Source organism: Streptomyces sp. NBC_01433 (genome assembly GCF_026340105.1).
In the GTDB taxonomy this organism is placed as follows: Bacteria; Actinomycetota; Actinomycetes; order Streptomycetales; family Streptomycetaceae; genus Streptomyces.
Map to the genome: position 1 here is coordinate 178,914 of NZ_JAPEPM010000004.1, position 24,479 is coordinate 203,392.

At 68.9% G+C, this 24,479-nt stretch carries 26 protein-coding genes; 15 read left to right on the top strand and 11 right to left on the bottom strand.

The features are described 5' to 3' along the window. Positions 1-15 precede the first annotated feature (15 nt). From OG413_RS40490 to OG413_RS40505, 4 genes are all read right to left on the bottom strand, one after another. Entirely contained in the window at positions 16-2,421 is a 2,406-nt protein-coding gene (locus OG413_RS40490) for a DEAD/DEAH box helicase (protein WP_266814632.1), read from the bottom strand. A gap of 178 nt (positions 2,422-2,599) precedes the next feature. After that, positions 2,600-3,268, bottom strand: a complete 669-nt coding sequence (locus OG413_RS40495; protein ID WP_266814633.1) for a hypothetical protein — start codon at positions 3,266-3,268, stop codon at positions 2,600-2,602. Next, entirely contained in the window at positions 3,265-3,873 is a 609-nt protein-coding gene (locus OG413_RS40500; RefSeq protein WP_266814635.1) for a hypothetical protein, read from the bottom strand. Before OG413_RS40500 ends, OG413_RS40495 begins: the two co-directional genes overlap by 4 nt. Beyond that, on the bottom strand, positions 3,870-4,559 hold the full coding sequence (locus OG413_RS40505) for a hypothetical protein (protein ID WP_266814637.1): 690 nt from the start codon (positions 4,557-4,559) through the stop codon (positions 3,870-3,872). The genes OG413_RS40500 and OG413_RS40505 overlap by 4 nt, the downstream gene beginning before the upstream one ends. An 82-nt stretch (positions 4,560-4,641) precedes the next feature. Between OG413_RS40505 and OG413_RS40510 the strand changes: the two genes are divergently transcribed. Then, the gene (locus OG413_RS40510) at positions 4,642-5,418 is read left to right on the top strand and encodes an isoprenyl transferase (RefSeq protein ID WP_266814638.1); all 777 of its coding nucleotides are present in this window, start codon (positions 4,642-4,644) and stop codon (positions 5,416-5,418) included. Between the two features lie 2 nt (positions 5,419-5,420). Here OG413_RS40510 and OG413_RS40515 read toward each other — a convergent pair whose 3' ends face one another. The 5 genes from OG413_RS40515 to OG413_RS40535 all read right to left on the bottom strand — a co-directional run bounded on the left by OG413_RS40515 (position 5,421) and on the right by OG413_RS40535 (position 8,909). Beyond that, on the bottom strand, positions 5,421-6,269 hold the full coding sequence (locus OG413_RS40515) for a hypothetical protein (protein WP_266814639.1): 849 nt from the start codon (positions 6,267-6,269) through the stop codon (positions 5,421-5,423). Further along, complete coding sequence (uppS, locus tag OG413_RS40520; RefSeq protein WP_266814640.1) at positions 6,266-6,961, bottom strand: polyprenyl diphosphate synthase; 696 nt, start codon at positions 6,959-6,961, stop codon at positions 6,266-6,268. Before uppS ends, OG413_RS40515 begins: the two co-directional genes overlap by 4 nt. Next, entirely contained in the window at positions 6,958-8,055 is a 1,098-nt protein-coding gene (locus OG413_RS40525; protein ID WP_266814642.1) for a polyprenyl synthetase family protein, read from the bottom strand. Before OG413_RS40525 ends, uppS begins: the two co-directional genes overlap by 4 nt. A gap of 250 nt (positions 8,056-8,305) precedes the next feature. Further along, the gene (locus tag OG413_RS40530) at positions 8,306-8,758 is read right to left on the bottom strand and encodes an SDR family oxidoreductase (protein WP_266814986.1); all 453 of its coding nucleotides are present in this window, start codon (positions 8,756-8,758) and stop codon (positions 8,306-8,308) included. Continuing rightward, positions 8,709-8,909 carry an SDR family NAD(P)-dependent oxidoreductase gene (locus tag OG413_RS40535; RefSeq protein ID WP_266814644.1) on the bottom strand — a complete coding sequence of 67 codons (201 nt, stop codon included), beginning with the start codon at positions 8,907-8,909 and terminating at the stop codon, positions 8,709-8,711. The genes OG413_RS40530 and OG413_RS40535 overlap by 50 nt, the downstream gene beginning before the upstream one ends. Positions 8,910-9,313: 404 nt before the next feature. Between OG413_RS40535 and OG413_RS40540 the strand changes: the two genes are divergently transcribed. After that, the gene (locus OG413_RS40540; RefSeq protein ID WP_266814645.1) at positions 9,314-11,122 is read left to right on the top strand and encodes a Scr1 family TA system antitoxin-like transcriptional regulator; all 1,809 of its coding nucleotides are present in this window, start codon (positions 9,314-9,316) and stop codon (positions 11,120-11,122) included. Between the two features lie 1,385 nt (positions 11,123-12,507). On the opposite strand, the gene OG413_RS40545 is transcribed toward OG413_RS40540, so the two are convergent. Further along, positions 12,508-12,828: a hypothetical protein gene (locus OG413_RS40545; RefSeq protein ID WP_266814647.1), complete on the bottom strand. Its 321-nt coding sequence runs from the start codon at positions 12,826-12,828 to the stop codon at positions 12,508-12,510. A gap of 145 nt (positions 12,829-12,973) precedes the next feature. Between OG413_RS40545 and OG413_RS40550 the strand changes: the two genes are divergently transcribed. Next, positions 12,974-13,531, top strand: a complete 558-nt coding sequence (locus OG413_RS40550) for a DUF6302 family protein (protein ID WP_266814649.1) — start codon at positions 12,974-12,976, stop codon at positions 13,529-13,531. After that, positions 13,528-14,418 carry an SAM-dependent methyltransferase gene (locus tag OG413_RS40555; protein WP_266814651.1) on the top strand — a complete coding sequence of 297 codons (891 nt, stop codon included), beginning with the start codon at positions 13,528-13,530 and terminating at the stop codon, positions 14,416-14,418. The genes OG413_RS40550 and OG413_RS40555 overlap by 4 nt, the downstream gene beginning before the upstream one ends. A 606-nt stretch (positions 14,419-15,024) precedes the next feature. Here the strand turns inward: OG413_RS40555 and OG413_RS40560 are convergent. After that, a complete protein-coding gene (locus tag OG413_RS40560; RefSeq protein ID WP_266814653.1) occupies positions 15,025-16,494 on the bottom strand; it encodes a peptide deformylase in 1,470 nt (489 codons plus the stop codon). Positions 16,495-16,709: 215 nt separating this feature from the next. On the opposite strand from OG413_RS40560, the gene queC reads away from it, so the two are divergent. The 11 genes from queC to OG413_RS40615 all read left to right on the top strand — a co-directional run bounded on the left by queC (position 16,710) and on the right by OG413_RS40615 (position 24,479). Beyond that, positions 16,710-17,420 carry a 7-cyano-7-deazaguanine synthase QueC gene (gene queC / locus OG413_RS40565; RefSeq protein ID WP_266814655.1) on the top strand — a complete coding sequence of 237 codons (711 nt, stop codon included), beginning with the start codon at positions 16,710-16,712 and terminating at the stop codon, positions 17,418-17,420. After that, positions 17,417-18,118 carry a 6-carboxytetrahydropterin synthase gene (locus OG413_RS40570; RefSeq protein ID WP_266814657.1) on the top strand — a complete coding sequence of 234 codons (702 nt, stop codon included), beginning with the start codon at positions 17,417-17,419 and terminating at the stop codon, positions 18,116-18,118. Before queC ends, OG413_RS40570 begins: the two co-directional genes overlap by 4 nt. Then, complete coding sequence (locus tag OG413_RS40575) at positions 18,115-18,831, top strand: 7-carboxy-7-deazaguanine synthase QueE (RefSeq protein ID WP_266814658.1); 717 nt, start codon at positions 18,115-18,117, stop codon at positions 18,829-18,831. Before OG413_RS40570 ends, OG413_RS40575 begins: the two co-directional genes overlap by 4 nt. Continuing rightward, on the top strand, positions 18,821-19,270 hold the full coding sequence (locus OG413_RS40580; protein WP_266814660.1) for a DUF6884 domain-containing protein: 450 nt from the start codon (positions 18,821-18,823) through the stop codon (positions 19,268-19,270). Before OG413_RS40575 ends, OG413_RS40580 begins: the two co-directional genes overlap by 11 nt. Continuing rightward, positions 19,267-19,836, top strand: a complete 570-nt coding sequence (locus OG413_RS40585; protein WP_266814662.1) for a phosphoribosyltransferase — start codon at positions 19,267-19,269, stop codon at positions 19,834-19,836. Before OG413_RS40580 ends, OG413_RS40585 begins: the two co-directional genes overlap by 4 nt. Positions 19,837-19,888: 52 nt before the next feature. Next, entirely contained in the window at positions 19,889-20,587 is a 699-nt protein-coding gene (locus OG413_RS40590) for a PIG-L deacetylase family protein (protein WP_266814664.1), read from the top strand. Next, a complete protein-coding gene (locus OG413_RS40595; protein ID WP_266814666.1) occupies positions 20,587-21,294 on the top strand; it encodes a WbqC family protein in 708 nt (235 codons plus the stop codon). The genes OG413_RS40590 and OG413_RS40595 overlap by 1 nt, the downstream gene beginning before the upstream one ends. Continuing rightward, a complete protein-coding gene (gene folE / locus OG413_RS40600) occupies positions 21,294-21,893 on the top strand; it encodes a GTP cyclohydrolase I (RefSeq protein ID WP_266814668.1) in 600 nt (199 codons plus the stop codon). The genes OG413_RS40595 and folE overlap by 1 nt, the downstream gene beginning before the upstream one ends. Positions 21,894-22,027: 134 nt before the next feature. After that, complete coding sequence (locus tag OG413_RS40605; RefSeq protein WP_266814670.1) at positions 22,028-22,579, top strand: SUMF1/EgtB/PvdO family nonheme iron enzyme; 552 nt, start codon at positions 22,028-22,030, stop codon at positions 22,577-22,579. Then, the gene (locus tag OG413_RS40610; RefSeq protein WP_266814672.1) at positions 22,576-23,679 is read left to right on the top strand and encodes a glycosyltransferase family 4 protein; all 1,104 of its coding nucleotides are present in this window, start codon (positions 22,576-22,578) and stop codon (positions 23,677-23,679) included. The genes OG413_RS40605 and OG413_RS40610 overlap by 4 nt, the downstream gene beginning before the upstream one ends. After that, positions 23,676-24,479 (top strand): reverse transcriptase domain-containing protein, encoded by an 804-nt coding sequence (locus OG413_RS40615; protein WP_266814674.1) that lies wholly within the window; start codon positions 23,676-23,678, stop codon positions 24,477-24,479. The genes OG413_RS40610 and OG413_RS40615 overlap by 4 nt, the downstream gene beginning before the upstream one ends.

Here is a 24,479-nt window from a genome sequence, read left to right on the forward strand (position 1 = left end):
TGTTGGGGAACGGCCTCACACGGTGGTCGACGTGATGACGCCAGGATCAGTCACCACGGCGGTTCCTCTTCGGCGAGTCCTCACAGCCCAGATCATGCCGATCCTCGTGAGCGCTTCAATTTGTTGGGCTGAGAGGATGCCGGCCTTACGGTTCTTCCGTTGCTTCTGGATCCAGAGCCCCAGCTTCATCGGCTCGGAACCCTCAGTTTCGTACGCCGTCGGCACGGCAAGATCGCCGTTCTGCTTGAAGTACGCCTCAGCGGCCGATAGGCACGAGTTCCACTTCTGGGTTCGGGCGTCCCACACCATCCCCAGGCCATCAAGGTCTAGCGCACGCTGCGAGGTGAGCGTGGAGACGTCTCCCGCTTTGCGCCAGGCGCGGCAGCGGGTCAGCCACTTTCCGAGTTGGAGGGGCGGGTCGTCGTTGGTGACATGGGACGTCGGCACGTTCAGGTCTCCGTGTTCGGCCCGGTAGGCAGTGGCAGCCGCGTACATCCTGTCCCAGAAGTGATCATTGCTGCTGGCCCAGACGATGCCGAGCTTGTTCAACTCGGCCCTCTGGTCCTCGGATACCTGCTGATCCTGAACACGCACCCGAAGGAGGAACCCGCCGAGGTTAACCGGCACCTCGTCGTCGGTGCAGTAGTCCGCCGGGACCCGTAGATGCCCGTGCGCACGGTGGTACTCCCGGGCGGCGTGCAAATACCGCTGCCAGGCTGCTTCACGCAGGTCCCAGACAACGCCAAATTCCTCGAGACGTCGGCAGCGCTCTGGAGCGAGACGACCTCGTTTATGCAGCGAGCGCTGCTCAGAGAGCCAACGGCCCAGGTGCAGCCCGGAAGGAGTTACGTGGTCCGTCGGAACCTGGAGGTGTCCGACCTCTTTGCGGTGCTGCTTTAGGGCGCCGAAGAACTCGTCCCAGGACTCGGTGGCTGATCGGACCGCGTATGCGGTGATGGCGGAGGCGAAGGTCGGGGGGACCGGCGCGCCGCTGAAGGCCAGCCACCCGGGAACTTCGCGAGGACCGCTGTCAGTGTGGCCTAACGCCGTGCGGGATGCCTTGAGGCTGGTAGCAAGCATCTCGTCGTGGGCGGCCAGCGCTTGAATTACGCGCCACACGGGCCCGTACGAGGAGCCCTCCAGAGCGGAAACCGGGTCTTGTCCTGGTTCGAGAAGCACAGGAATGACCACGCACGCGGTCTTCTTTCGCTGTCCTCCCAGGCGCAGAGCCCGTCCGACGGCCTGGATCGTGTCGATCGGGCTGTCGCGCGGGGAGATGAACGCGACCCCGTCCACAGCGGGGGCGTCGTAGCCCTCGGCCAATACCCGCGCGTTCGAAATGATCACGCGGTGTGTCCCCTCGGCACGCAGACCCTCTAGGACAGCTCGGCGCTCAGCGCCATTTTGCCCGCCGTGAACGCACCCCGTGATCAGGCCCGTCGGCGCCTCATTCGCCGGATTGAGCAGCGTATCGACGGCAGGCAACGTCTTGGCGAACCATTCCGCGTCACGAACTCGGTGGTGATACGTCAACAGGCGCTGGATACCGAACTCTCGCGCTGCTCGTAGAACTGCGATCTGCCGAGCCAACATCGGCGCCGACACCGCCGCTCTGCCTACACCGAAGAACTGCGCGGTCCCGTCCCCGGCAGTGGCAAGTTTGCGAATCTCCTTATCGGTGACGAACGCTACGACAACACGGTAGTCGGCAAGCAGGCCACGCTTGCGCGCCTCGGCGAAGGAGAGGCGGTAGGCCACGCGCCCAAAGGTCTTCTCGTCATCCATGCTGAAGATCTCGGCAGGCTGACTCTTTCCCCGAGCAAGGACAATGCGTGGTGTCGCCGTCAGATACAAGCGCTTCGATGCGGGAACCAGCACATCGTCATGGACAATCGACCAGGTCCGATCCCGCGCGCCCGCAGATCTGTGGGCCTCATCGACGACGACCAGTCTCCAGGCGTCGACCGCTTGCTCACGATGGACGGCGGCGAGGATCGGCAGGCTCTGGTAGGTAATGGCCACAGTGCAGCGACTGTTCTTGCGTTCTGCTAACAGAGCCGATAAACGCTCCGGATCCGTGGTGACCTGAGCATTGAGGGAACTGAGATCCGCTGCGGCCTCCCGGTCCGCGATCTCGTCGTCGGAACAGACGGCGATGACGGTACCCAAGGCGGCCCGGCCAGAGGTCTGCACCCACGACCTGAGGGTCTGTGCAATCAGATCCAGAGTCGGGAGGACCACGAGAACAGGCGCGGTCGGCGAGACGGCATCCGCAACCTCGCTTTCGACGCGGGTTTTGCCGGTCCCGCAGGCCATCACCACGGTCGCACGGGAAGCAATAGCGAGCTCCGCGGTCGCAGCCGCGACGGCTTCTCGCTGGTGCGGCCATAGCGGTGGCGGGGTAATTATCGAGGGGTTCATCGTCTGTAAATGCCTTGCCTGTCATGTGATTTGTGAGGCGCGCGGAATCCCGTGAGTGTCCGCTCGTTAGGGCTGGCACAGATGCGTTCCTGAGCAGAGACTCGGCGCTCATGCACAGTGGGCAGCACCCAGCGGTGCTGCCCACCAGAAAATGCGCGGCCTCGCGCGAATCCGGCTGTCAGCTGGTGATGATTTCCTGCGCCACGAGCTGTCTCCGCATGGCGTGGTACTCCGCGGCCGTGACCGGCCGCTGCCCGCGCGCGTGCTTAGGTTTTCCGGACTGCGAGGCCTCGGGCCACTCGTCAGCGGCGGGCAGCATGTCCAGCGCGGCGTTGGATCGCGTTTTGGCCCGCGGGCCGCGCATGAACAGGGTGACGGTGCCGGGGAGCATCACCGTCTGGTGCACCAGAGGATGGCCCAGGGTGTAGCACGAGCCGGGGCGCTCGACTGTGATGAGGCCCGGTTGAAGGTCTTCCGCGGTGAACTCGCCTTCTCCGCCGTCGGTCCGCCGTCGCCAGACGTGGATGTAGGCGCCAGCCAGGACCAGGGTGGTGAAGGTGTACTTGTGGTCGTGCGGAACCAGTTCGCGCGCCCCGGGCGACATGTGCAGGCGGATCTGGAAGCCGCGGGCGTCATCCTGGTAGATCACGAGCCGGTTGATCAGGGGATGGACCTCGCTCTCGGTCATCCGCTGCGGGTCGTGTTCGATCTCGCCGACGAGCTGCGTGAGAAGCCGGCGGTCGGCGCCGAGCCGGAGCAGGATGTCGCGGCTGCGGCGGTGGGCCAGGCGCAGGTCGTTGTCGTCGAGGGCGGGCAGTTCCTCCAGCCAGTTCGTCGCCGTCGTCACGCGGTCACCTCGGCGGCGGTCTCGTCGCCCGGCAGCGCGGCGGTCAAGATCCGCTGCGCGGTGCCGAGTGCCTCGCGGTAGCTGTAGGCCGTCAGCGGCGCGGCGCCCACGGGCGGGGCCAGGGCGGTGCGCGCCAGCACGAGCTGGCAGCCGTCGTCGCTGGTCTCGATGGTGCGCAGGGTCCCGGGGTGGCAGGCGTAGATCGACTCCTCCGCGAAGGTGCGCACCAGCCACGGGTGGTCGTCGCCGACGTCCCCCTGGTGCCGGTAGCACTCGACGTGGCTGGTGCCGGCGAGGGTCAGGGTGACGGTCTTCTCGGTCGCCGCTTCCGGTCCCGGACTGCCCTCGGCGTACAGGCGCAGGTAGAGCAGGCAGTCGTGCTCGGTGTCTTCGGCGAGCAGCAGATGCGTGTGGCCGGCGGCGGTGAACGAGCGTCCGGCGAACTGGGGGTCAGCGCGGGTGATCAGGTCGAGGGCCTGGTGGACCGCGCCGGGCCGCCAGCCGCCCTGAAGGATGTCCGGGTTGTCGGGGACGTCGGCGGGTGCGCTGCCCTGGTTGAGCAGGGCAGCGACCGGGGCCAGGTGTGCGAGCGCGTGGGAGGTCAACGCGTGATCCTTCCGGAGGTGAGAACGCCCAGCCGCTCCAGGTCGGCGACGAAGGCGCGATATTCGGACAAGGACATGGGGCCGGACAGGCGGTAGCGCTGGTCCGTGGGAGAGCCGTCGTCGCCGTCGATGCGGGTGTCGTGAAGGTCGGTGGCGGAGTTCCAGCGCCGCTGGCGTACCGGGCCACGCAGGAACAGCGTGGCGGTGCCGGGGAAGACGGCGGTCTGGTGCACCAGGGAGTCGGAGAACAGGTAGGCGGTTCCGGGGCGCTCGACGGTGACCAGTCCGGGTGCCAGATCGGCGGAGGTGAAGGGGCCTGTCTGCCCGTCGGCGGCGATGCGCCGGTTCCACACCTGGGCGTATCCGCCGGTCAGGACGTGGACGGCGAAGGGGTACTTGTGGTCGTGCGGGATGAGCTCCAGCCGGCCGTCCTGGAAGATGTGCAGCCGCAGCTGCCACCGGTCGGCGCCGGAGGTGTCCTCGGTCAGGACCAGGCGGTTGACGAGAGGGTTGGTCTCGCAGCGGGCCAGGCGCTCGGAATCGGCGCCGATCGAGGTGACCAGACCGGTCAGCAGTTCCCGGTCGTCGGCCAGAGCGCGCAGGGCCGTGCTCGTCTCGGCAGCGCATTGGCGCGGGTTGTCCCAGTTGATCAGGTCCAGGGCGGTGGCGAGATCCGTTGGGGGCATGGGGCGAACGTCCTTTCCATGGGCCTCCGTGGCGATACGGTTGCGTCCGGAAACCCGTGGTTGTTGATCGAAGGGACACGGCGTGGCACTCAGGGCGCTTCGCGCGGCGTTGGAAGCGGTGTACGTCAGGCGCCTGGCCCGCAAGGTGGAAGGCCTCCCCCGCCCGCGGCACGTCGCGATCATGCTGGACGGCAACCGCCGCTGGGCCCGCGGAGCCGGGCACGACGACCCGCGTGAGGGCTACCGCGTCGGCGGGGCCAAGGTCGGCGACTTCCTGCGCTGGTGCGAGGCCGCCAAGATCGAGCACGTCACGCTGTGGATGCTCTCCGACGACAACCTGCACCGGCCCACGAACGAGCTCGGCCCGCTGATCGAGATCATCGAAGAGACCGTCCAGAGCATCTGCGCGGCCGACGAGCAGTGGCGCATCGAGATCATCGGCTCGCTGGACCTGCTGCCCGGCGAAAGCGCGAGCGTCCTGAAGGACGCGGCCGACCGCACCACCGGCCGGACCGGACTCAAGGTCGACGTCGCCGTCGGGTACGGCGGCCGCCGCGAGATCGTCGACGCCGTCAAGACCGCCTTCGAGAAGCACAGCGCCGCAGGCGGGGACCCGCAGGAGCTCGCGGAGAACTTCGACCTCGAGCACATCTCCGACAACCTGTACTCCCCGGCGGGCCGCGACACCGACTTCATCATCCGCACCTCCGGCGAGCAGCGGCTGTCCGGATTCCTGCTGTGGCAGTCCGCCTACGCGGAGGTGCACTTCGTCGAGGTCCTGTGGCCGGCGTTCCGGCAGATCGACCTGCTGCGCGCGCTGCGCTCGTACGCGGCGCGGGAACGCCGCTATGGCCGGTGACGTCATGCCAGGTGCGCCATCCGCGGGTCGGCGAGGATCGCGTCCACGGCCCGCTTGACTGAACTGTCCTGGTCCTCCTCGTCGCTGGAGACGACCACGCACCGCCAGGGCGCGGCGACCTCCTCCAGGGCTTCCATCAGCCGGGTCTGCAGATCGAGGTAGGCGTCCTTGCCCCGGCCGCTTCCCGCCGCGCCATGGTGCTCCAGTCCTCCCAGGGCGCCGCGCTGGGCGATCAGCCGGTCGTACGCACGGTGCGGGGAGCAGCGCACCAGGACGGGGACGGCGCGGGCCTCGTTGGGGCGCAACACCATGGCGGCCGAGCGCAGCACGGTGGCGGCAGCGCGCGCGTGGCTGTCGTGGCGCGCCGTACGCTGAGCGAGCAGGCACAGCTTGCTGACCATCTTCAGAGGGTGGGTCTCCTCGATGACGATCATGCCCTGCTCCAGTTCCGGATGGATGACGCTGGCGTAGTAGAAGAGGCTGCCGGCGATCTCGCACAGCGCGGCCGCGGTGATGGCTTGCGCGTCGTTCGTCGCGATCGGCGCGGCGTCCAGCCGCTTCTCCAGAGCACTGTCACGCAGGTCGGCCGGCGGGGCAGGCAGCAGAGTGCCCAGGGCGGTGCCGTGGGCGGCCTCGGCAAGGCTGTAGAGGGAGCGCAGACCAGCGTCGTACAGCGCCCGGTTGGTGTCCGCGACGTGCCCCGTGGGCTGGGCCCGGAGGTAGTCCCGCCGGGAGAGGATCCGTACGGGTCTGCCGTCGTCGGCAAGGCGTTGGCGGACGGCGCGGGCGATGGTGCTCTTGCCCGCCCCGTCCGGGCCGAGGAAAGTGATCGCGGAGCCGGATCGGGTCATCGGCGGTGTGCCTCCCGGTAGTGGGTCAGGGCCTGGGTGAGGTGCTGGCGGGTGAAGTCGGGCCAGTAGGCGGGGGTGAACCAGAGTTCAGCGCCGACGCCACCCCAGAGCAGGAAGCCGGAGCTTCGGCGTTCCCCGGAAGTGCGGATGAGGAGGTCCAGATCGGGCTGGCCACCGTTGATCGCGCGGCACAGGTCTTCGACGGTGAGTTGCTTCGCGGCCTCGTCAGCCGCGATGCCCTCGCGGGCCCAGCCCGCCATGAGGCGGCGGACGGCGCTGGTGATTTCGACGCGTCCTCCGTAGGCGATGGCCAGGTTCACCGTCAGCGCGGTTGGGGCGCTGGCGCTGGCCTGCTCAGCGTGACGGACGGCCTGGGCTACGCGGGATGGAAGAGCGTCGGCTTCACCCAGATGACGGACACGCCACCGGCCGGACCATGACAGCTGCAGCACCGCGCCGGTGATGATCTCCATCAGCGCTTCGACCTCGGCCGGATCGCGGCGCAGGTTTTCAGTGGAGAGCATCCATAGCGTGACCAGAGGTATCTGGCTGGCCTCGCACCATGACAGAACCTCGGGGATGCGGCCGAAGCCGATCCGGTGCCCGTCGGACGCGGACAGGCCGTGCTCCTTCGCCCAGCGCCGGTTGCCGTCCAGGACGATCCCGACGTGCTGCGGCTGGACGGGGTTCACAGCAGCCGCTGGACGCCCCACACGGGCACGTCCCGGAAGAAGGAGACGGCATCCGGTTGCCCCCAGGCAGCCCATTCTGCGGCTTCGGTGCTGGCCAGTTCGGCGAAGCGGCGCATGTCAGCGAGGAGGCTCTGGTCGACGCAGTGGTCGGTCACGATCTCGCGAACCGTGTCCACATCCGTCTCTGTCGCGTCGGCTTGGCCCAGCACAGAGGAGAGGAGCTTCTTCTCAGTTTCCGAGGCGGCAAGGAGGGCGCGGCGGATCAGGTAGGTCACCCGGCCGTCGGCGACATCGGCAGTGGCGGGCTTGCCGGTGATCTCCTCCTTCCCGAAGAGCGACAGGTAGTCGTCACGCATCTGCCCGGAGACGCCGAAGAAGGTGGAGTAGCGCTGCAGTGTCCGCTCGTGCTCCTTCGGGTCCTGCTCGGCGGCCAGCAGACCGAGCTGTAGCGGGGCAAGTGCCGAGGACCGGGCCGCCTTGTAGTCGCACACAGAGTGCAGCAGTTCTTCCTCGGGTACGCCGAGGAAGTCCCGTTCGAGGTCGAAGACCTGGCCGATGAACGTGCTGAGGCTGGCGGTGTTCTGGATGGTGGCCATCGACTGGGTCAGCCACGGGTCCAGGCCTGAGTCGGCGATCACCTGCTGGGAGAGAACGAGGGCGAGGTCGCCGGCCAGGACGGCTAGGCCCAGGGCGTGCTGGGGGTGGTCGGGGAGCTTGGCCCGGTAGGCGTAGTAGGTGGACGGGCCCCCGCGGCGGGTGGCGGCGTTGTCGATGATGTCGTCGTGGATGAGTAGGTGGGCCTGCAGTAGTTCGATACTCAGGGCGGCAGTGTCCACCGCCTTCGCCGTCGTTGCGACGCCCGGCATCAGATTCGCGGCTTCGTACGCGAACGCGACCCGCTGCCTTTTGCCGCCCCGCAGGGCCAACTCCTCGACCATCCGCAGGCACTCGGGCGCGAACCGGCTCAGCCCAGGGACATCGGCTGTCGCGTGCAGCTGTGCGAAGTACTTCTGGAAGAGGTCCTGGAAGCGGTCGCGGTGCTGCGCGATCCGGCTGCCCATCTGCCGGGTGACTTCCTTGTCGTCGTGACTCATGCGCCCGTCAATGCCCTTCTGGTTGAAAGAGGGCGCCGCAGGGCGCCCGGGCGCCAGTCGACCGTGCCCGGGCGTAGCGCCGCCAGACAGGTGGCTGTCGCGATGCGCCCGCTACGCGGGCCGCCGCTGCCTGTCTGCGGCGCGTACGACGAGGTCGGCCACCGCCACTCCTGCGGGCCGGGTGACGATGTAGGCGATCGTGTCCGCGACATCATCGGCAGCGAGTCCGCGAGCGGGGCTGGCTCCGAGGTCATGGGCGAGAGGGGTTGTCGACGGCGTACGGCTGGAGGAGGCCCACCCGTACGCCGGAAGAGACGAGTTCCCGGCGCAGACTCTCGCTCCACACGGTGAGGGCGTGTTTCGTTGCCGCGTACACACTGGCGCCCGAGATGCTTTGCCGCCCTGCTGTCGAGCCGACGATCACAAGGTCTGCAGTCCCCCGGCCGGACGAGGCGGCGGCCGTTAGGTGCTGAAGCGCGGGATGGGTGATGTTGAGGCTACCGGTCAGGTTGGTGTCGATCATGGACTGCCACCGGCTCGGCTCTTCGTCGGCGAAGTGGCTGAGGTATGCGGCTCCTGCGCAGTTGATCAGCATGTCCAACCTGCCCGCCGTGTCGACGACCTGAGTGCCCGCCTGTTCGGCCCCGGCGGCATCATCGCGATTCGCGCAGACGGCGAAGGCTTCGCCGCCGGCGCTGCGGATCTCCCGGCAATACCTGTCCCAGGCCCTCCAACCCGCGGGCGAGGAGTGCCACGGTCATTCCCAGGCATGCCAGCCGGTGCGCCATTGCCCGCCCGATCCCGCTCGACGCGCCAGTGACCAGCGCCGTTGTTCCCGTCAGTTCAGCCTTCATCGGCAGCCCCTTTCCGTTGACTGACAGTTGTTCGTCAGAGACCGACCGTAGGGGCACCGCCAAGGGTGCCGCGCTGTAGCGCGCGCATCGCTACACGCGCACGCTGGCGGCGCGACACCTCAGAGGGGTGTACTGATCTCCCGACCAAGGTCTATACAGAAGTTGGGAGTTGGGCATCCAGCAACCCTGCCACCGGCACCGCTGCCGACCAGACTGCTCGGCGGCCGTCACGGGGAGCACCCTTGTATGTGCCTCGCACCTGCCAACGGCTGGCCGCCTACGTCGTAACCCCCGCGGTGTTGGGCCAGGCGCGACCTGGCCCAGCACCGCCGCGCCTGTAGCGAATATCCCGCGAGGAGAAGGCCCGAACGGTGTCTGACCAGCAAGCAGGTTCGACCGACGCAATGACCAGTGAAGAGGTACCCGGCACGCGGAACACCGCACTGCCGTGGCCGCCACGCGTGTACGACTTCCTGACCGGCGGAGGCAACAGCTTCGCACCCGACGCGGAGTTCGGGCGGCGGATCGCCAAGAAGGTGCCCTGGGTTCAGGTCTCGATGTGGATCAACAAACGGCATCGGACAAAAGCAGCTCTGGTCCTGGCCCACGAGCTGGGTATCACCCAGTTCATCGATCTCGGCTGCGGATACCCTTCCCGCTGGGGCGCCAGGGGCGGCACCGAAACGAAGAAGGGCTGCGAGTACATCCCGCCGCATACCTTCGACATCGTGCACAACGTGCACAAGGCCGACGCCCGGGTGGTGTACGTCGATGTCGATGACTACGTGCGTGCCCATGCGGGGACAGAACTCGACGAGCACGAGGGCACCATTGCGGCGAAGGCGGACGCCCGGGACGTCCCTGCGCTCCTGACCCTTTACGAGGTCATCGAGCTCCTGGACCTCGACCAGCCGGTCGGCGTCATCCTCCATGACGTCCTGCCCTGGCTCACCGACGACGAGGCCGCTCTCGTCCTGCGGTGCCTGCACGAGTTACTTCCCGCAGGCAGCGCGGTCTCCCTGACTCACGCTACGGTCGACGACGACCCCGCGGCCATGGCCGTCCTCGTCAGCGAGTACGCCAAGGAGGGCTTCAACTACCGGCCGCGGTCCCTGGCCGCCGTCGAAGACCTCCTCGGCGCGTGGGGCCTACTTTCTCCCGGCCTTCAGCCCACGGGTCGATGGCGTGAAGAGCAGCCCCCGCATATTCCGCAACACCTGCGAACGACCTGGAAGCTGCCGGCGGAGGAATCGCACGCCTACGCGGCTGTGACCGTGCCCAAGACGGCCCGGCCCGAGCCGACGACGGTCACCGGCATGCTGGCCAAGGAGCCCGACCGCACACCGGGGCTGCTGTTGGTTGGCGCGACGCTCAAAGCGCTGCGGGAACAGAGGGACGTTTCGCTTTCTTCCGCTGCCGCGAGCATGTCCGTGCCACCGCTTGCGCTCGCCCTGTGGGAGTCGGGAAGCCACCGGCTGACGAGGAAGACCAGCCAGATGCTCCGAGCCATGGAGCTAGACGACTACGGTGCACAGAGTCTCCTTGAACGGCTGCTACCCCCGGTGGACGGGATGTGGTCGTCGCATCTGCCGTGGGAGCGGGAGGAATTCAGCGACCTCTACCCCGGGAACCTGGACCGGGCGAACGCCGCGCTACGGGCCGCGACCGGGGTCCGGGCCTTCGCGCTCGACCGGATTCCCGAGGCCTTCCAGACCTCCGAGTACGCCGCTCTGTTCTCCCGCGACCACCTCATCGGCCCCGTTGCCAGGCTCCTCCCGGAGATTGACGCGCCTCCCCCGCAGGACACGGAGGCTTGCACCTGGGACCTCGTCCTGGATGAGATCCTCCTTGAACGCGCCTTCGGCCACCCACAGGTCCTGGCTGGGCAACTCGACCATCTGCTTTTCATCGACGCCCTCCCCCACATCACCGTGCGTGTACTCCGCCTCGACACCCCCTTCGCGATGCCGGTCGCCAGCCTCACCGAGCACACCCTTACGGGCGGGACGCTCTGGCGGGTGGACGGCTTCACCTACCGTGGGCTCTCCCGAGGCACTTCCTGCCGCCTGCTGCTGGACCGGGCCCGCGAGAACGCCGTGCCCGAGGCGACGAGTCGGAGCCTCCTCGAACAGGCCCGCGACCGAGCTCTCGGCACACCGGCCTCCCCCACTGCCACCCCGCAGGTTCACCCCGGGGAGTCGAGCGATGCGTAGTGTCCCCGGGCCGTCCACTCCACATCCGGCCCCACACGCATATGAGCATGACCGCTCAGGTCCCCCGAACCCGCCGGGGGACGAGCGACCGGCCTGAGCACCGGGACGACGCCACGGACTTGGGGCAGGACCGCGCAGTCCTGACAGCGTTCCCCTCCATGACCCTGTCAGCGCTGGCAGGCCAGACCTACGCCCACCGCGTCGCACGGCACCTCGCCCACCAAGGGGTACGGCAGTTCATCGAGATCGGCGTCGGCCCACCCCGTTCAGCCCTACCTCCACGAGGCGGTCCAGGCCGCCGCAGCCGGCACCAGCACCCTCTACATCGGCAACGACCCGATCGCCCTGACCTATGTCGACAGCCTGCTGACCAGCAACCGCACGTTCGCAAGAGAGGAACGCATATCAATGACTGCAGTAGGCAGGCCGCCTAGCAGCAGTCGACCCCATTCCGAATAGATGAGCCTGCACCGCCACGGAAAGGAACCTCGGTGCATAATCTCCGAAAGAAATACATCGCTCTTCCGCCTCGAAAGCAAATTCCACCGATGCCAAGCGGCACGGACACGCGGGATGCGGAGATGGCGATGCTCTACAAGTGTGGGAAGTCCCTGGCTGACCTGGCCACTCTCTACCGGACGTCGCACCGGTGTGTGGCCGCAGCCGTGGTGAGGGAGGGCGTCGCGATCCGCGACGACAGGCAAACCCCGCCGATGGTTCCAGAGCCGGTTATCATGGATCGGCTCTACGGTTTGGGTCTCAGCATCGCCCGGGTTGGCTGGCTCTGCGGGTGCTCAACCACGACTGCGCGCAGGAGGATGCTTGCCGCCGGAATTGAACTAAGCAGGCGCGATGGACGTTTGAGCGTTGACATCCAAGAATTGGCCAAATGGCGCCGCGCCGGCATGAATTACGAGGAAATCGGCCTCAAGGCTAGGATTTCAGCATCGACTGCGCGACGACGGCTGCTTGACGCTGGCATCGTGACACCACCGGCGAAGCGTCGGACTCCCCCTTCCGGAATCCGCAAGACGGTAGACGTTGCACGCCTCATCCGCCTGTACAGCAACGATCTAAGCCTTGAGGACACTGGCCAGCAGCTAGGTATCTGCAGTGAGACCGTAGTGTCCCGATTACGCAAAGCGGGCATTGAACTGCGGCCGCCTGGGCGGCCGCCTGGAGGTGCCAGGAGACAGGAAAGGAAGCTCCTGCCTCCTGATACACCATTACCTGCCATAGCCGTCCCAGTACTCCACAATTTGGGCTTCAGGCAAGCGGAGATCGGAATCCTAGTCGGCCGGAGTCACGAATTTGTCCACAGCAGGCTCACCAGCAACGGCCTGGAGGCACGCGTCCGGCCAGATGCCTCCGGAGTTGACGTTGGCTCATTGATTGCCATCTATCGGAGCGTTGCTTCCAGCACGGTCACGGGAGAAGTCCTGTACATCAGCAGCGATGCCGTTCTCGCCCGCCTTCGGGAAGCGGGTGTAGACCTCCTTGACGCACCGGACCCCGAGGCCACCCCTATACGAATTCCAGCGGTCGCACCGTGGCAGCACCGGGATCAGGAGATCCTTTCGCGGCTCGCTCGGCGTCAGAGCACTCGTCAAATAGCCGCAGCCGTGCGAACGTCCATTGCGGAAGTCCTCGAAATCATCCGTGTCTACCGGCATCACGACCGCATCACGGCGCTCATTCTCCGTCACCGTGCCCACGGTGAAAAAGCTGGCGTCATCGCAGTCCGCATGGGGCTACGCCTTGACCGCGTACAGAACGTACTCGCCCGGCACGGCGTATCCAGGCGGACGACCGTACAGCCTGCCCCAGAGCCACCGACGGAGGTGACCACTCGTGAACCGCAACAACAGCCCCGACGAGCTGCTGATCGGGCTCAATGACGACGCATCGCGCGCCGCGGACTACGAGTACCTTGCCGCGCATCTGCGGACGCCCGAGCTCCTCCAGCGCAGCTACAGCGTCACCGGGCTGCGCGTGCCGACACTGACCGTACCCATCGGAGGCGTTCGACGTGCCGGAAACATTGACGGGGGCAGCAGCATGGCAGCTCTTGCCATCTGTGGGGCGCTGCTGGGCCGCGACGGCTTCGACGACGTGCGTCTCGAGCGCCTGCGCGGGCGATGGGTGGCGGCGTGGGGCGAGCCGGAGCCTGGGCCCGGATCGCGGACGGGCGATCCGGACCTGATGCGGTTCTACGGCCTCAGCATCCGCGCACGGGTCGGGAAGACGCCGCGGTCTGCCGAAACCTGCATCTGTGGAACCCCGACCATCACGCTCGGCGCCCTTACACCGGCTACCGCCTGGCGCCTGATCGCGGCCCTCACCGGCGAACTCCTACCGGGCGGGCAGGCCATGGCCCCGAACCGCGCTCCGGGCGAGGCGCGGGCATGACCTGGCCCGCCGCGTCCGCGGCCGGGCTGGGCGGCCTGCCCCACGACGAACTCTGGGCCAACCGAGCCAATGCCGCCCGCATCAGCAACTGGGCCTTGGGCGGAAGGGACAACTACGAGGCCGACCGAGCGGTGGGTACCCAACTGCGAGCCGCTGCACCGTGGTTCGAAGCATCGGTGAAGATCACTCGGGCCTACAGCCACCTCACCGTCAGGGCTCTCGCCAAAAGGCAGATCCGGCACTTCCTGAACCTGGGATGCGGCCTGCCGCTCCTGAACAGGACAGACCCGGACATCCACACCGTGGCCTCGGAATCCATTCCTCACGCCACCATCTTGCACGTCGACCACGACCCGATGGTAGGCGGGCACGCCCGCATGTGCATGGCCGGACCACCCGGCAACCATCCCTACCTGCATGCTGACCTGCGTCAGATCACCGGGATTCTGCAACAACCTGATGTCCAGTCCCTGAAAGCCGGGGGCGAGCCGGTAGGTGTGCTGCTCCACGACGTCCTGCCCTACCTCACCGACACCGCGGAAGTCGACCACATCCTCGGCACCCTTCGGGACTGGCTGCCACTCGGCAGCGCGATCTCCCTCACCCACGCCACAGCAGACCTGCGGCCCGAGCAGGCGACAGCCGCAGCACGCATCATCGAACAGGCCGGCATCCCGTACCGGCCGCGCACCCATGGCCAGATCCGTGACCTGCTCAGCCCCTGGCAACTCCTGAGCCCGGGGCTCGTTCCCACCGGGCGCTGTCACCCGGCGCACAAACACACGTTGCTGCCAAAGCACCACTCCGGGGCATACGCGGCCATCGCCATCCACCCTGTCAACCGCTACCCCGAACAGGTCAGCTCTTCCCCGAAGGACACCCCGTGATCACCGGCGAACTGCCCCACAGCAGGCCTCCTGGCAATGTGCGCCACCTCACCGATCGCACCGCAATGCCCGAACCGCCCATCGCGCGGACGCTCCTGGGTGCGCACTTGACCGCCGCGCGCAATACAGCAGGGCGCACCCTCGCCGAAGCCGCCCACCACGTGCGACGCACTGCCTCGGCGCTGTCCCGCTGGGAACGCGCCGAGGGTACGACCGCGCTCAGGGAGCGTGACGTACTGGACCTGAAGCACCTGTACCGGCCTGACGCGGATGACCGCAGGGTTGCCCACAAGTTGCTGCCCCTCGCAGCCTCTGACGTGGACGTGTACTACGACGCCGGGCACTACAGGCAAGGAACTCCTGCCCGCCGTGCGCGAGGTCGAGGTCATCGACATGAAGGGCCTGTCCGACCACCACACGGTCGTGGTGCGCCTGGACCGGGACACTCTCACCGACATCCTCAACAACCCGCTCACCCGGGCGGCGTGACCGATGTCCACGACACGAGCCCCGCACTCGCCGGTACGCCCCATCTGGCGAGTTGGAGGGCTGAGCCGCTGTTCCGTCGGCTCGGATCGGGGCCGGGAGCGTGCGAAGGCCCAGAACTCATTGGTAAGTCCAGTTCTGGCCTGTGCCACGGTATTCCTCGACCGGGATCGGCTGTGTGCCTGGGTCCATGCGGGTACGGTAGAGCCTGCCGTCGAGGTGGTCGACTTCGTGCAGGACCAGGCGGGCCAAGCCGTGTTCAAAGCGGGTGAGGCGAGGCGCTCCGTCGATGTCCGTGTGGCTGATGACGATGTGGAGAGGCCTGGGGACGAGGCCGCGTACGTCGAAGAAGCTGAGGCACCCCTCGTACTGGCGGTCGGTCTCGGTCGAGGTCTCCACGATGGTGGGGTTGAGCAGGACGATCGGACTGGAGTCGTCGCCGGGTGGGACAACGACGGCGGCGGCACGGCCGAGGCCGATCTGGGGTGCGGCGATGCCCATGCCCTTGCCGAAGTCGTGGAGCCTCTTGACGCGCGCGATCGCGTCATGGAGTTCGTGGACGATGCGGCGGGCTTCATCGGCCTCGGTAGGCAGGTCGAAAGGTTGGGCGATTGTCTGGAGGAGGATGTCGCCTTCCTGGACGATGCCGGCGGTGGCCATGAGGGCGCTGGGGGTGGGGGTGTTCACGGGCTCGCTCTCTGGAAGGTGTGCAGTCTTCAGCCGCCACTCCATCCGGTACCGGGCGTGGAGGGGCGGGTCCAGGGTCGTCCAGGTGTAGACGGTGTGGTCTGCGTCGATGGCCTGGGTAGGGGGTGTGCGCAGGGGTGCGAAGCTGGCGCTGAGGGAGGTCTCGGTGCCCCAGACGGTGGGCTGGAAGTCAGTGGGGAAGGCCAGGCTGACGGTGAGCTCGCGGGTGGGGAGCCGGACAGCTCGTTGGAACCAGGGACCCCATTTGTCGGCAGTGACCGAATAGCTGTAGGTGATCCCGGCTTCCTGGCCCGGGTAAAGGGGGAAGCGGGTGCGCGCGTTGGCGAACTCGAGCCAGACCTCTTTGAAGGCATCGCGGTCGTGCTTGACGACGCGCCCCATCTGCTCGTCGCCACAGTGCGCTTCCAGCTGGAGTTCTTCCCAGGTCAGGGGATGCGTCCGGTAGAGAGCGTTCGAGCGTTCGGGTTCGCCGGGGTAGCGGTCGACCGCGATGCGGACGAGGTAGCGGGTGATCGGCTCGGTGCCGGTGTTCCGCAGCCGACGGTGCATCGTCAGGTGGTAGACGGAGCCGTCGTACCGCAGCGCCGCGGCGTCTTCGAGCACGAGGATGCCCGCCGACGGCGAAGCGTCGGCGGACTCGGGGACGGGCTGCGTGCCGCCGTCGTCGTCCTGCCACGCCTTCCAGAGCTTCCCGCCCGCGTCGAGCTCCTTGTCCAGGCGCCGGGCGAGGTCCGAGGATCCGTGTTCCCGCCCGGATTCGAGGTGACTCACGTACGAAGGGGAGATCTTCAGGCGGCGGGCCAGTTCCACCTTGGACAGGCCTCGCACTTCACGGAAGTGCTTCAGTTCCGCCGCGAACGACGACTCCCCCTGGCCCGGCATGTGGCGCTCCTTGTACGTGAGTTCGCGGATTGCGTGAGTGAGCGCGGCTCACCGATGCCTCATCCTGCCCGCTTCGGGCTCACTGTTACCAGGCGGTGGCGGAAGTAGTCCGACCCCGCTCGCGCGGCTGGCGGATTCCTCCCCGTCGGCAGACCCCAGGTCCACACAATTCACTGCCCCGGACACGGTCCGGGGGACCTCGGAAGGGCACACCCATGCCTCGAACTGCCGTACCGCGTCACGCGGTACTCATCTTCTCCGGCGGCCTGGACAGCGCCGTCACGGCCTACAAGCTCCGCGACGAGGGCGCCACCGTGAGCCTGCTCTCGTTCAACTACGGGCAGCGCCACGTCAAGGAACTGGCCCACGCCGCGAACCTGGCCGATCAGCTCGGCGTGTCCCACGACATCGTCGACCTGACGTCCCTGGGCCGGATCCTGGGCGGTTCCGCCCTGACCGACCCGGCCATCGAGGTGCCGCACGGCCACTACCGCGCCGAGACCATGCGCAGCACGGTCGTCCCAAACCGGAACGCGATCATGCTGGAGATCGCGGCCGGCGCCGCAGTGGCGGCGCGGGCGGACGCCGTGGCGTTCGGCGCGCACTCCGGGGACCACGCGATCTACCCCGACTGCCGTCCGGAGTTCTTCACCCTCATCGAGGCGTCCATGAAGGCGGGGAACGAGGGGCACATCGACGCCGGCTTCCAGCTCGTCGCCCCGTTCCTGAACCTGACCAAGGCCGACATCGTGCGCGAGGGCGCCCGGCTGGGTGTGCCGTTCGCGCTGACGTGGTCGTGCTACGAGGGCGGCGAGGTGCACTGTGGCGCCTGCGGGACATGCGTGGAGCGCCAGGAGGCGTTCGCCGAGGCCGGGGTCGCCGACCCGACCCCCTACGTGCCGGCGCAGAAGGGCGTCGTCCGATGAGCAGCACGCAGAACCTCTTCCGGATCGGGAAGGGCTTCCGCTTCGAGGCCACGCGACGGCTCGACAACGGACACTACGACGGGCACTCGTTCACCGCTGAGGCCGTGCTGTCCTCCGCGGTGCTCAGCCCGGAGGGCTTCGTCGCCGACTTCGGTGACCTGGCCCCCCTCAAGCGGTACATCGACGGGGCTCTGGACCACCAGATCCTCAACGACTGCGTCAAGGACGTCTCCAACGAGGGGATTGCCCAGCATCTCCTGGGGTGGGCACGCGACCATCTGGCGTCCGACGTCGTGTCCGTGCTGGAGGAGATCCGGGTCCGGACCGGGAGGCTGCAGCCGCTGCCGTCGTCCGCGTTCGCCACGTTCGAGGCTTCGCACCAACTGCGCGGGCTGCGCGACGGTCATCCGTGCGGGCGTCTGCACGGCCACTCCTACGTCCTGAGCGTGCCCATCTCCGCCGTCCCGCGGCTCGGTGACGTCCCCGTGCTGCTGCGCAACCACCTGCGCAGTGCCGTGCACGGCCGGGTCCTGAACGAGGTGATTCCCGGTCTGAACCCCACCTCGGAGAACCTCGCCCGGCACTTCTCGCAGTGGCTGGCGGACCGGGCCATGGGAGGGACCGGCTGTAGCGGGGCGGGCGTGCGGGTCTCGGAGACGGAGACCAGCTGGGCCGAGTACCTGGGAGGCGCGGCGTGAGCGCGCTGCAGAGCGCCGGGATACGGATCCGGGTCTCGGAGAAGTTCGGGAGCACGGTCCAAGGCGAGGGCCCCAGCACCGGGGTGCCCGCGTGCTTCATCCGTCTCGCCCTGTGCAACCTCATCTGCTCGCCGTGCGACACCCCCTACAGCTGGGACCACACGCGGTTCGACCTGCGCAAAGAGGCCCACTACGAGAGCGTCGAGGAGCTGCTGGCGTGGGCAGTGGACCAGCCCGAGGACCTCGTGGTCATCACCGGCGGCGAGCCGCTGATCCAGATGGCCGCCGTGACCGAGCTGGTCAAGGGACTGCGGGCGGCCGGACGAACGGTGGAGATCGAGACCAACGGCACCATCGCCCCGACCGAGGCCCTGGTGGCAACCGGGCCGTACTTCAACGTCTCCCCGAAGCTGTCCCGGTTCGGAGCGGCCATGCCGGAGACGCGGCGTCTCGTCCCCCACGTCCTGCGGGCCTTCGTCGCCACCGGGCGGGCCCGCTTCAAGTTCGTCGTCTCCGAGCCCGCCGAGGTGGACGAGATCGCCACGCTGGAGGCGGCCTACGCCCTGACCGACATCTCGGTGATGCCAGAGGGCACCGACCCGGAGGTGATCCTCGCGGGCATGCGCACCCTGGAAGGCCCGGTCCGCGAGCGGGGCTACCGGCTCGGCACCCGCCTGCACGTGCTGCTGTGGGGTGACGAACGTGGCCGCTGAACACGCCGTCACCGACGGGCTGGTGGTCGTGGCGTGCTGCAAGGAGAAGCGGGTGACCGCCGCTCCCCTGCCCGCGCTCGACCTGTACGAGGGGTGGGTCGTCCCGCTCATCCGCGACAGGGTCACCGAGCGCAGCGGGCTGCGAGCCCGAGTCCTGGTGCTGTCGGCCCTGTACGGGCTGGTGACTGCCGACGCACCCGTCACCACGTACGAGCAGCCCATGACCGAGGAACGGGCGAGCGTCCTGGCCGGGACGGCGCCGTCGGTCCTGCGCCGGCATCTCGCCCGGTTCCCCTCCTCGCAGGCCCTGCTGCTGATGGAAGCCCCGTACGCCGAGGTGCTGGGCGCGGTCCCGGTGACCAGGACGCACCTGATCACCGACCCGATGGACCGGCACGCCGATATCCACGCCGTCCTCGACTCCTGGAGCTGGCCGTGAACACTCGCATCTTCGAGAACCGCCGCGTCTGGCAGCTCACCCAGGCTGAGTTCCTCACCGCGGCCTGCCTGATCGCAGACCGGGAAGCCGAGTACGCGCCGGCGGCCGTGCTCGGGATCGCCCGCGGCGGTGTCCGTCTCGCCGAGGTCGTCGCGGAGCAGCTCGGTGTCCCGGCCGTCGTCGTCCGGGCCCGCCACAATGCGCCGGCGGGCATCCAGCAAGCCGCCACCGGCCGGGTCCTCATGGATCACGGGCACAACGAGGACGCGCTCGCCGCTCTGCCCGCCGCCTCGTCGCTGCTGGTCGTCGACGACATCTGCGGCTCGGGAGCAACTCTGCACGCGATTGCGGAGATGCTCACCGCCACGGTGGGCCCGGACGGTGTCCGTACGGCCGTGCTCTGCCGCAACGAGGGCTCCGACTACCCGCTCGACAGCTGGGGCTGGGACGTCGCCGACTGGGTCCACTTCCCCTGGGAGCCCGCCCCGGAATCCGGCCGCCTGGAAGCCCTTCCCCCGCTCACCCGTCTGCGCAGCCGGCCCGAGGCACCCCGAATCCGCGCCTGACCGGCACCCCTTACGCCCGTTCCCCTTCCACGGATCAAGAGGAGGCAGGCCCATGTTCGGCCTGAGCCCCGGCGACCACGTTCTCGTGGCCGCCCCGCACCCCGACGACGAGACCCTCGGCGCCGGGGGCACCATCGCCCGCCTGACCGCCGCCGGAATCCACGTGCACGTCCTGGCGGTGGCGTGCCTGACCCAGCCCCGGTGGGGAACACCCACCGACAGCCGACTGCGGCACGAGGAGTTCAACGCGGCCTGTGACGTCCTGGGCGTTAGCGGCCGCCACATCGCCTGGAGCGACGACCCTCGGGCCGGCGACCTCGCCGGTCACGCCGCGGAACTGGTCCGCCTCATCGAGGCCGGCCCGGGCCTGTCCCTGGCCGCGCTGGAACCGGCCGCGCTCCTCATCCCGGCGGCCGGAGCCGTCCACCAGGACCATCAGGTCGTTCACCAGGCCGGCTACGCGGCGGCGCGGCCCAGCGGAGCGTTACGCCACTGGCCCCGGATGGTCCTCGGGTTCCACGGCCCCGAGGACCACGCCTGGAGCCGTGAGTTCCCGCGCCCCAGCGTGTGGGTCGATGTCACCGGCACCGCCGCAGTGAAGGACAAGGCGCTGGAGTGCTACGCCCGCGAGCTGCGCGCTGGTGACCACCCGCGGTCCCTGGACCGGATCCGGGCGTTCGACGCCGCAGCCGGGGCGTCGTGCAGCGCCGAGCGGGCGGAGGCCTTCGTGGCCTACCGGATGGCCTGCTGATGGGCGGGCGCGTACTGGTCGCCCACCAGCCGGCCTATCTGCCCTGGCCCGGCTACTTCTCGCGGCTGGCCGACGCGGACGAACTGGTCCTGCTGGACCACGTGCAGTTCGCCGAACGAGGCTGGCAGAACCGCAACTACATCCGCGGCACCGCCGGGCCCCTCAGGCTCACCGTGCCGGTGCGGCGCCACTTCGGCCAGAGCATCACCGACACCCGGATCGCGGACGACCTCTGGGCCGGGCGGCACTGGCGCAGCCTCGCCCAGACGTACGGGCACGCCCCGTACTGGCCCGCGCACCGGGAGGCCCTCGAAGCCATCTACCGCACGCCTTGGACCCATCTCGCGGACCTGAACGAGGCGCTGCTGCGGCTCCTGCTCGACGCGTTCGGTCTCCCGTGCACGGTGGTCCGCACCAGCGACCGGCCTCCGGCGGGACGACAGACCGGCATGCTCATCGATCTCTGTCGGCAGCGGGGCGCGACGCGCTTGCGGGTGGGGACCGGTGCGCTGGTCTACCTCGACCACGTCCTGCTGGCCGAGCACGCCATCACGGTCGAGGTCGCCACGTACTCCCATCCGCGCTACGGCCGGGCGCCGGGCTGGAGTCCGGGCCTGAGCGCCGTGGACCTGCTGCTGCACGAGGGTCCGAACGCCCTTTCCGTTCTCCGTGCCGGTGCACGGACCGAGACGAAGGCCTTTGCCTGATGACGAGCCTGGACAACCTCGTGGCGCGCCCGCGTGTGGATGTCGCGCGGGTGGCCGACCTGTACCGGCAGCTGCTGGAGGCGGTGGGTGAGGACCCCGAGCGTGAGGGGCTGCGTGGCACCCCGGAGCGGGCCGCCCGCTGGTGGACGGAATTCCTCGACCATGACGCGGGTCGTACGGACACCGTCTTCGAGGAGGACTTGCCCGCCGGTAGGGACCGGGTGGTCATCGTGCGGGGCATCGTGGCCTGGAGTCTGTGTGAGCATCATCTGCTGCCCATGAGGCTGGAGTTGACGATCGGGTACCGGCCGTGCGGGAGCGTGCTGGGTCTGTCGAAGTTCGCCCGGATCGTCTCCGCTCACGCGCATCGTCTCCAGCTCCAGGAGCGGATCGTCGACGGCGTTGCTGCGGATGTGGCCAAGGCGACCGGATCATCGGACGTCGGGGTGGTCGCCGACGGCGCCCACATGTGCATGAGTATGCGGGGGGTGCGCCAGGACGCGGCCCGCACTCTGAGCCGCAGTCTCAGCGGCGCGTTTGCCGACGGAGGCATCCTCGGTGGCCAGCTCCTCGCGGTTGCCGGGGCCGGGGTCCGGTGAGTGGGCGAGCGCCCGGACAGGGCCGTCTTTCGCCGGAGGCAAGCCCGCGTGTGCTGGTGAGCGGACCGGTTCTTCCTCCGGGGAGCGTGCCTGCTGCCCGGGACCCTTTCACGGTAGCGGCAGAAGTGGATCCGGTGGAGTGGATCCGCATATCCGGCGGCCCTGTTCCGGCCGGGGAGTGGCACCCCGCCCAGGAGGTGGCCACGCTGTGGTGGGCGTCGACGCCGCTGTCCGTCGCCGGGATGCCGGTCACCGGCCTGACGCTGCCCCAGGCCGCCCAGCTCGCGCACCAGCTCGGGGCTCGGATCCCGACGTCCGCCGAATGGGAGTGGATGGCCGCGGGCGCAGTTCGCCGCTTCCCCTGGGGCGACCAGGTGCCCGGGCCCGGGCACGCCAACCTGCGCGGCCTTGGCCCCGGCCGCCCCATGCCGGTCCGGTCCCATGCGGCCGGCCACACCCCGGACGGTGTCTGGGACGTGGGCGGCAACGTGTGGGAGTGGACGACGGCGCCGTGGCGCCGCGACCGAGTCGCCCTGCTGCGCGGCGGCTCCTACAACTCCCTGTCCCAGTACGCCGAGTGCGCTCACGCCAACGACGTCCCGCCCGGCATCGTCTCGCCGGGCATCGGGCTGCGGCCCGTCCGTGACACCGCCCCCACCCCTGCGACCACTGGAGCCACCGAGTGAACATCGCCTTCGTCCTGCTCACCCACAACCCCGACGAGCCCGCCGGAATCGAGCGCAGCATCGCCGCCCTCGCCACCGGCCTGCGGGAACTCGGCCACCGCGCCCTGATCATCGCCGCCGGCCCCGCCACCCCCGGCGACGGCCCGGACCTTCTCCGCCTGGACAGCCTGACCCTGCCGCGCCCCGCGCTGGAGGAGCACCTCACCGCCCTCCTCGCCGATCCCGCACCCGTGGAGCAGGAGGTCCGCCGCCTCCTGGCCGGAAACGAAGCGGATCTCGTGTGCTGGGTGGACGCCGTGTGGGGGCTGGGCTACCTCAGCCCGGCCCCGGCCCACATGGCCACCGCGCTGATGGTGCACGTCCCGCGCACCGACGCCCCCCTCTACCAGAGCCTGGGCCACCGCCCGGGCCGCGTCCTGACGGTCAGCGACTTCATGATCGAAGAACTGGCCCGCGAAGGCGTGGACACCGGCGAATGGGCCGTGGTCCCCAACGCCCTCATGCACACCATCACGCCGCCGACGCCGGACGAGCGGGAGACGCTGCGCGAGCACGGACCCGTGCGGATCGTGGCCCGGGCCGAGCCGCACAAAGGCATCGCCGAACTCCTGAAGGCCTGCCCGGCCGGGCTGGGCAGGCCGCTGCAGATCGTGCTGGCCGAGGCCGGATTCGAGTACTGGCCGGGCATGCAGAACGAGGTGGTCACCGAGTGCCGGGCCCTGGCCGCCGCCCTGCCCGACGTCGAGATCCTCCCGGCCCTGCCCTGGCAGAAGGTTCCCGGCTTCCTCGCGGGAGCCGCCGCCACGGTCATCTCCTCCACCAGCCCGGAGACGTTCGGGAACGTCGCCGCGGAAGCCCTGTCCGTGGGCACACCGGTGGTCGGCTACGGGCTCGGACATCTGCCCGCCCTCACGGGGCCGGCCGGGCGGATGACCGCCCTGGAGAGCGGGCCCGAAGCCCTGTGGAAGTCGCTCACGACCCTGCTCGGCGACCCGGACGCCTACCACGCGGCCTCCCACCAAGGGCCGCGACAAGTCGCCGCCCACACGCCGGCCGCTGTCGCCCAGGCGTTCCTGGCCGCGACCGGGATGATCAGGTGAGCAGCCATACAGCGGCGCACTCGCTGATGCGCCAAGCCGTCAGCGAGCGGGCCCTGAAGCGAGCCGCCCGCCAGTGCATGGGCCGCACCGGCTCCCCCGGCGCGGACGGCATGACCTGGAGAACCTTCCGCCAGAACATGTCCACCCGCATCACCGGACTGTCCGCAGCACTGTCGGCCGGCACGTGGCAGCCCGGCCCGTTGCGCACCGAGGAGTTCGACGCCTGGGGCAAACGGCACACCATCACCATCCCCACAGTCACCGACCGGATCGTCCACCGGGCACTGCGCAACGCCGTCGAGCCCGTCCTGGAGCGGGACGCCTACCCGCCCTGGATGTTCGGCTGGCACCGGCGGGCCGGACGGCCCCTCGCGGTCGCGGCCGCCGCCCGGCACCTGAACGCCGGGCTCACCTGGGTGGCCGACATCGACGTCGCCGCCGCCAGCCACGGCGTCGCCCTGGAGGACGCGATCAGCTCCGTCGCCCGCTTCATCCACGACGGGAGCGTGCTCGCCCTGCTGCGCCACATCCTGAGCGCGCTGCCCGACCCGCTCGCGCCCGGCAGCGGCCTGAGCCCGATGCTGACGAACCTGAGGATGACCCCCGTCGACCAGCAGCTGACCGGACGGACGGCCGTGCGGATGACGGACAACTACACCCTGTTCGCCGCCACCTCGCCCGAGGCGGAAGCCGCCTACCGGCACCTGACCGGCCTCCTGGCCGCGCACGGGATGCAGCCGGCCGCGGCGAAGTCGAAGATCTGGCGCCCGAACCCGGAAGACCTCTACGCCGCCGGCTGA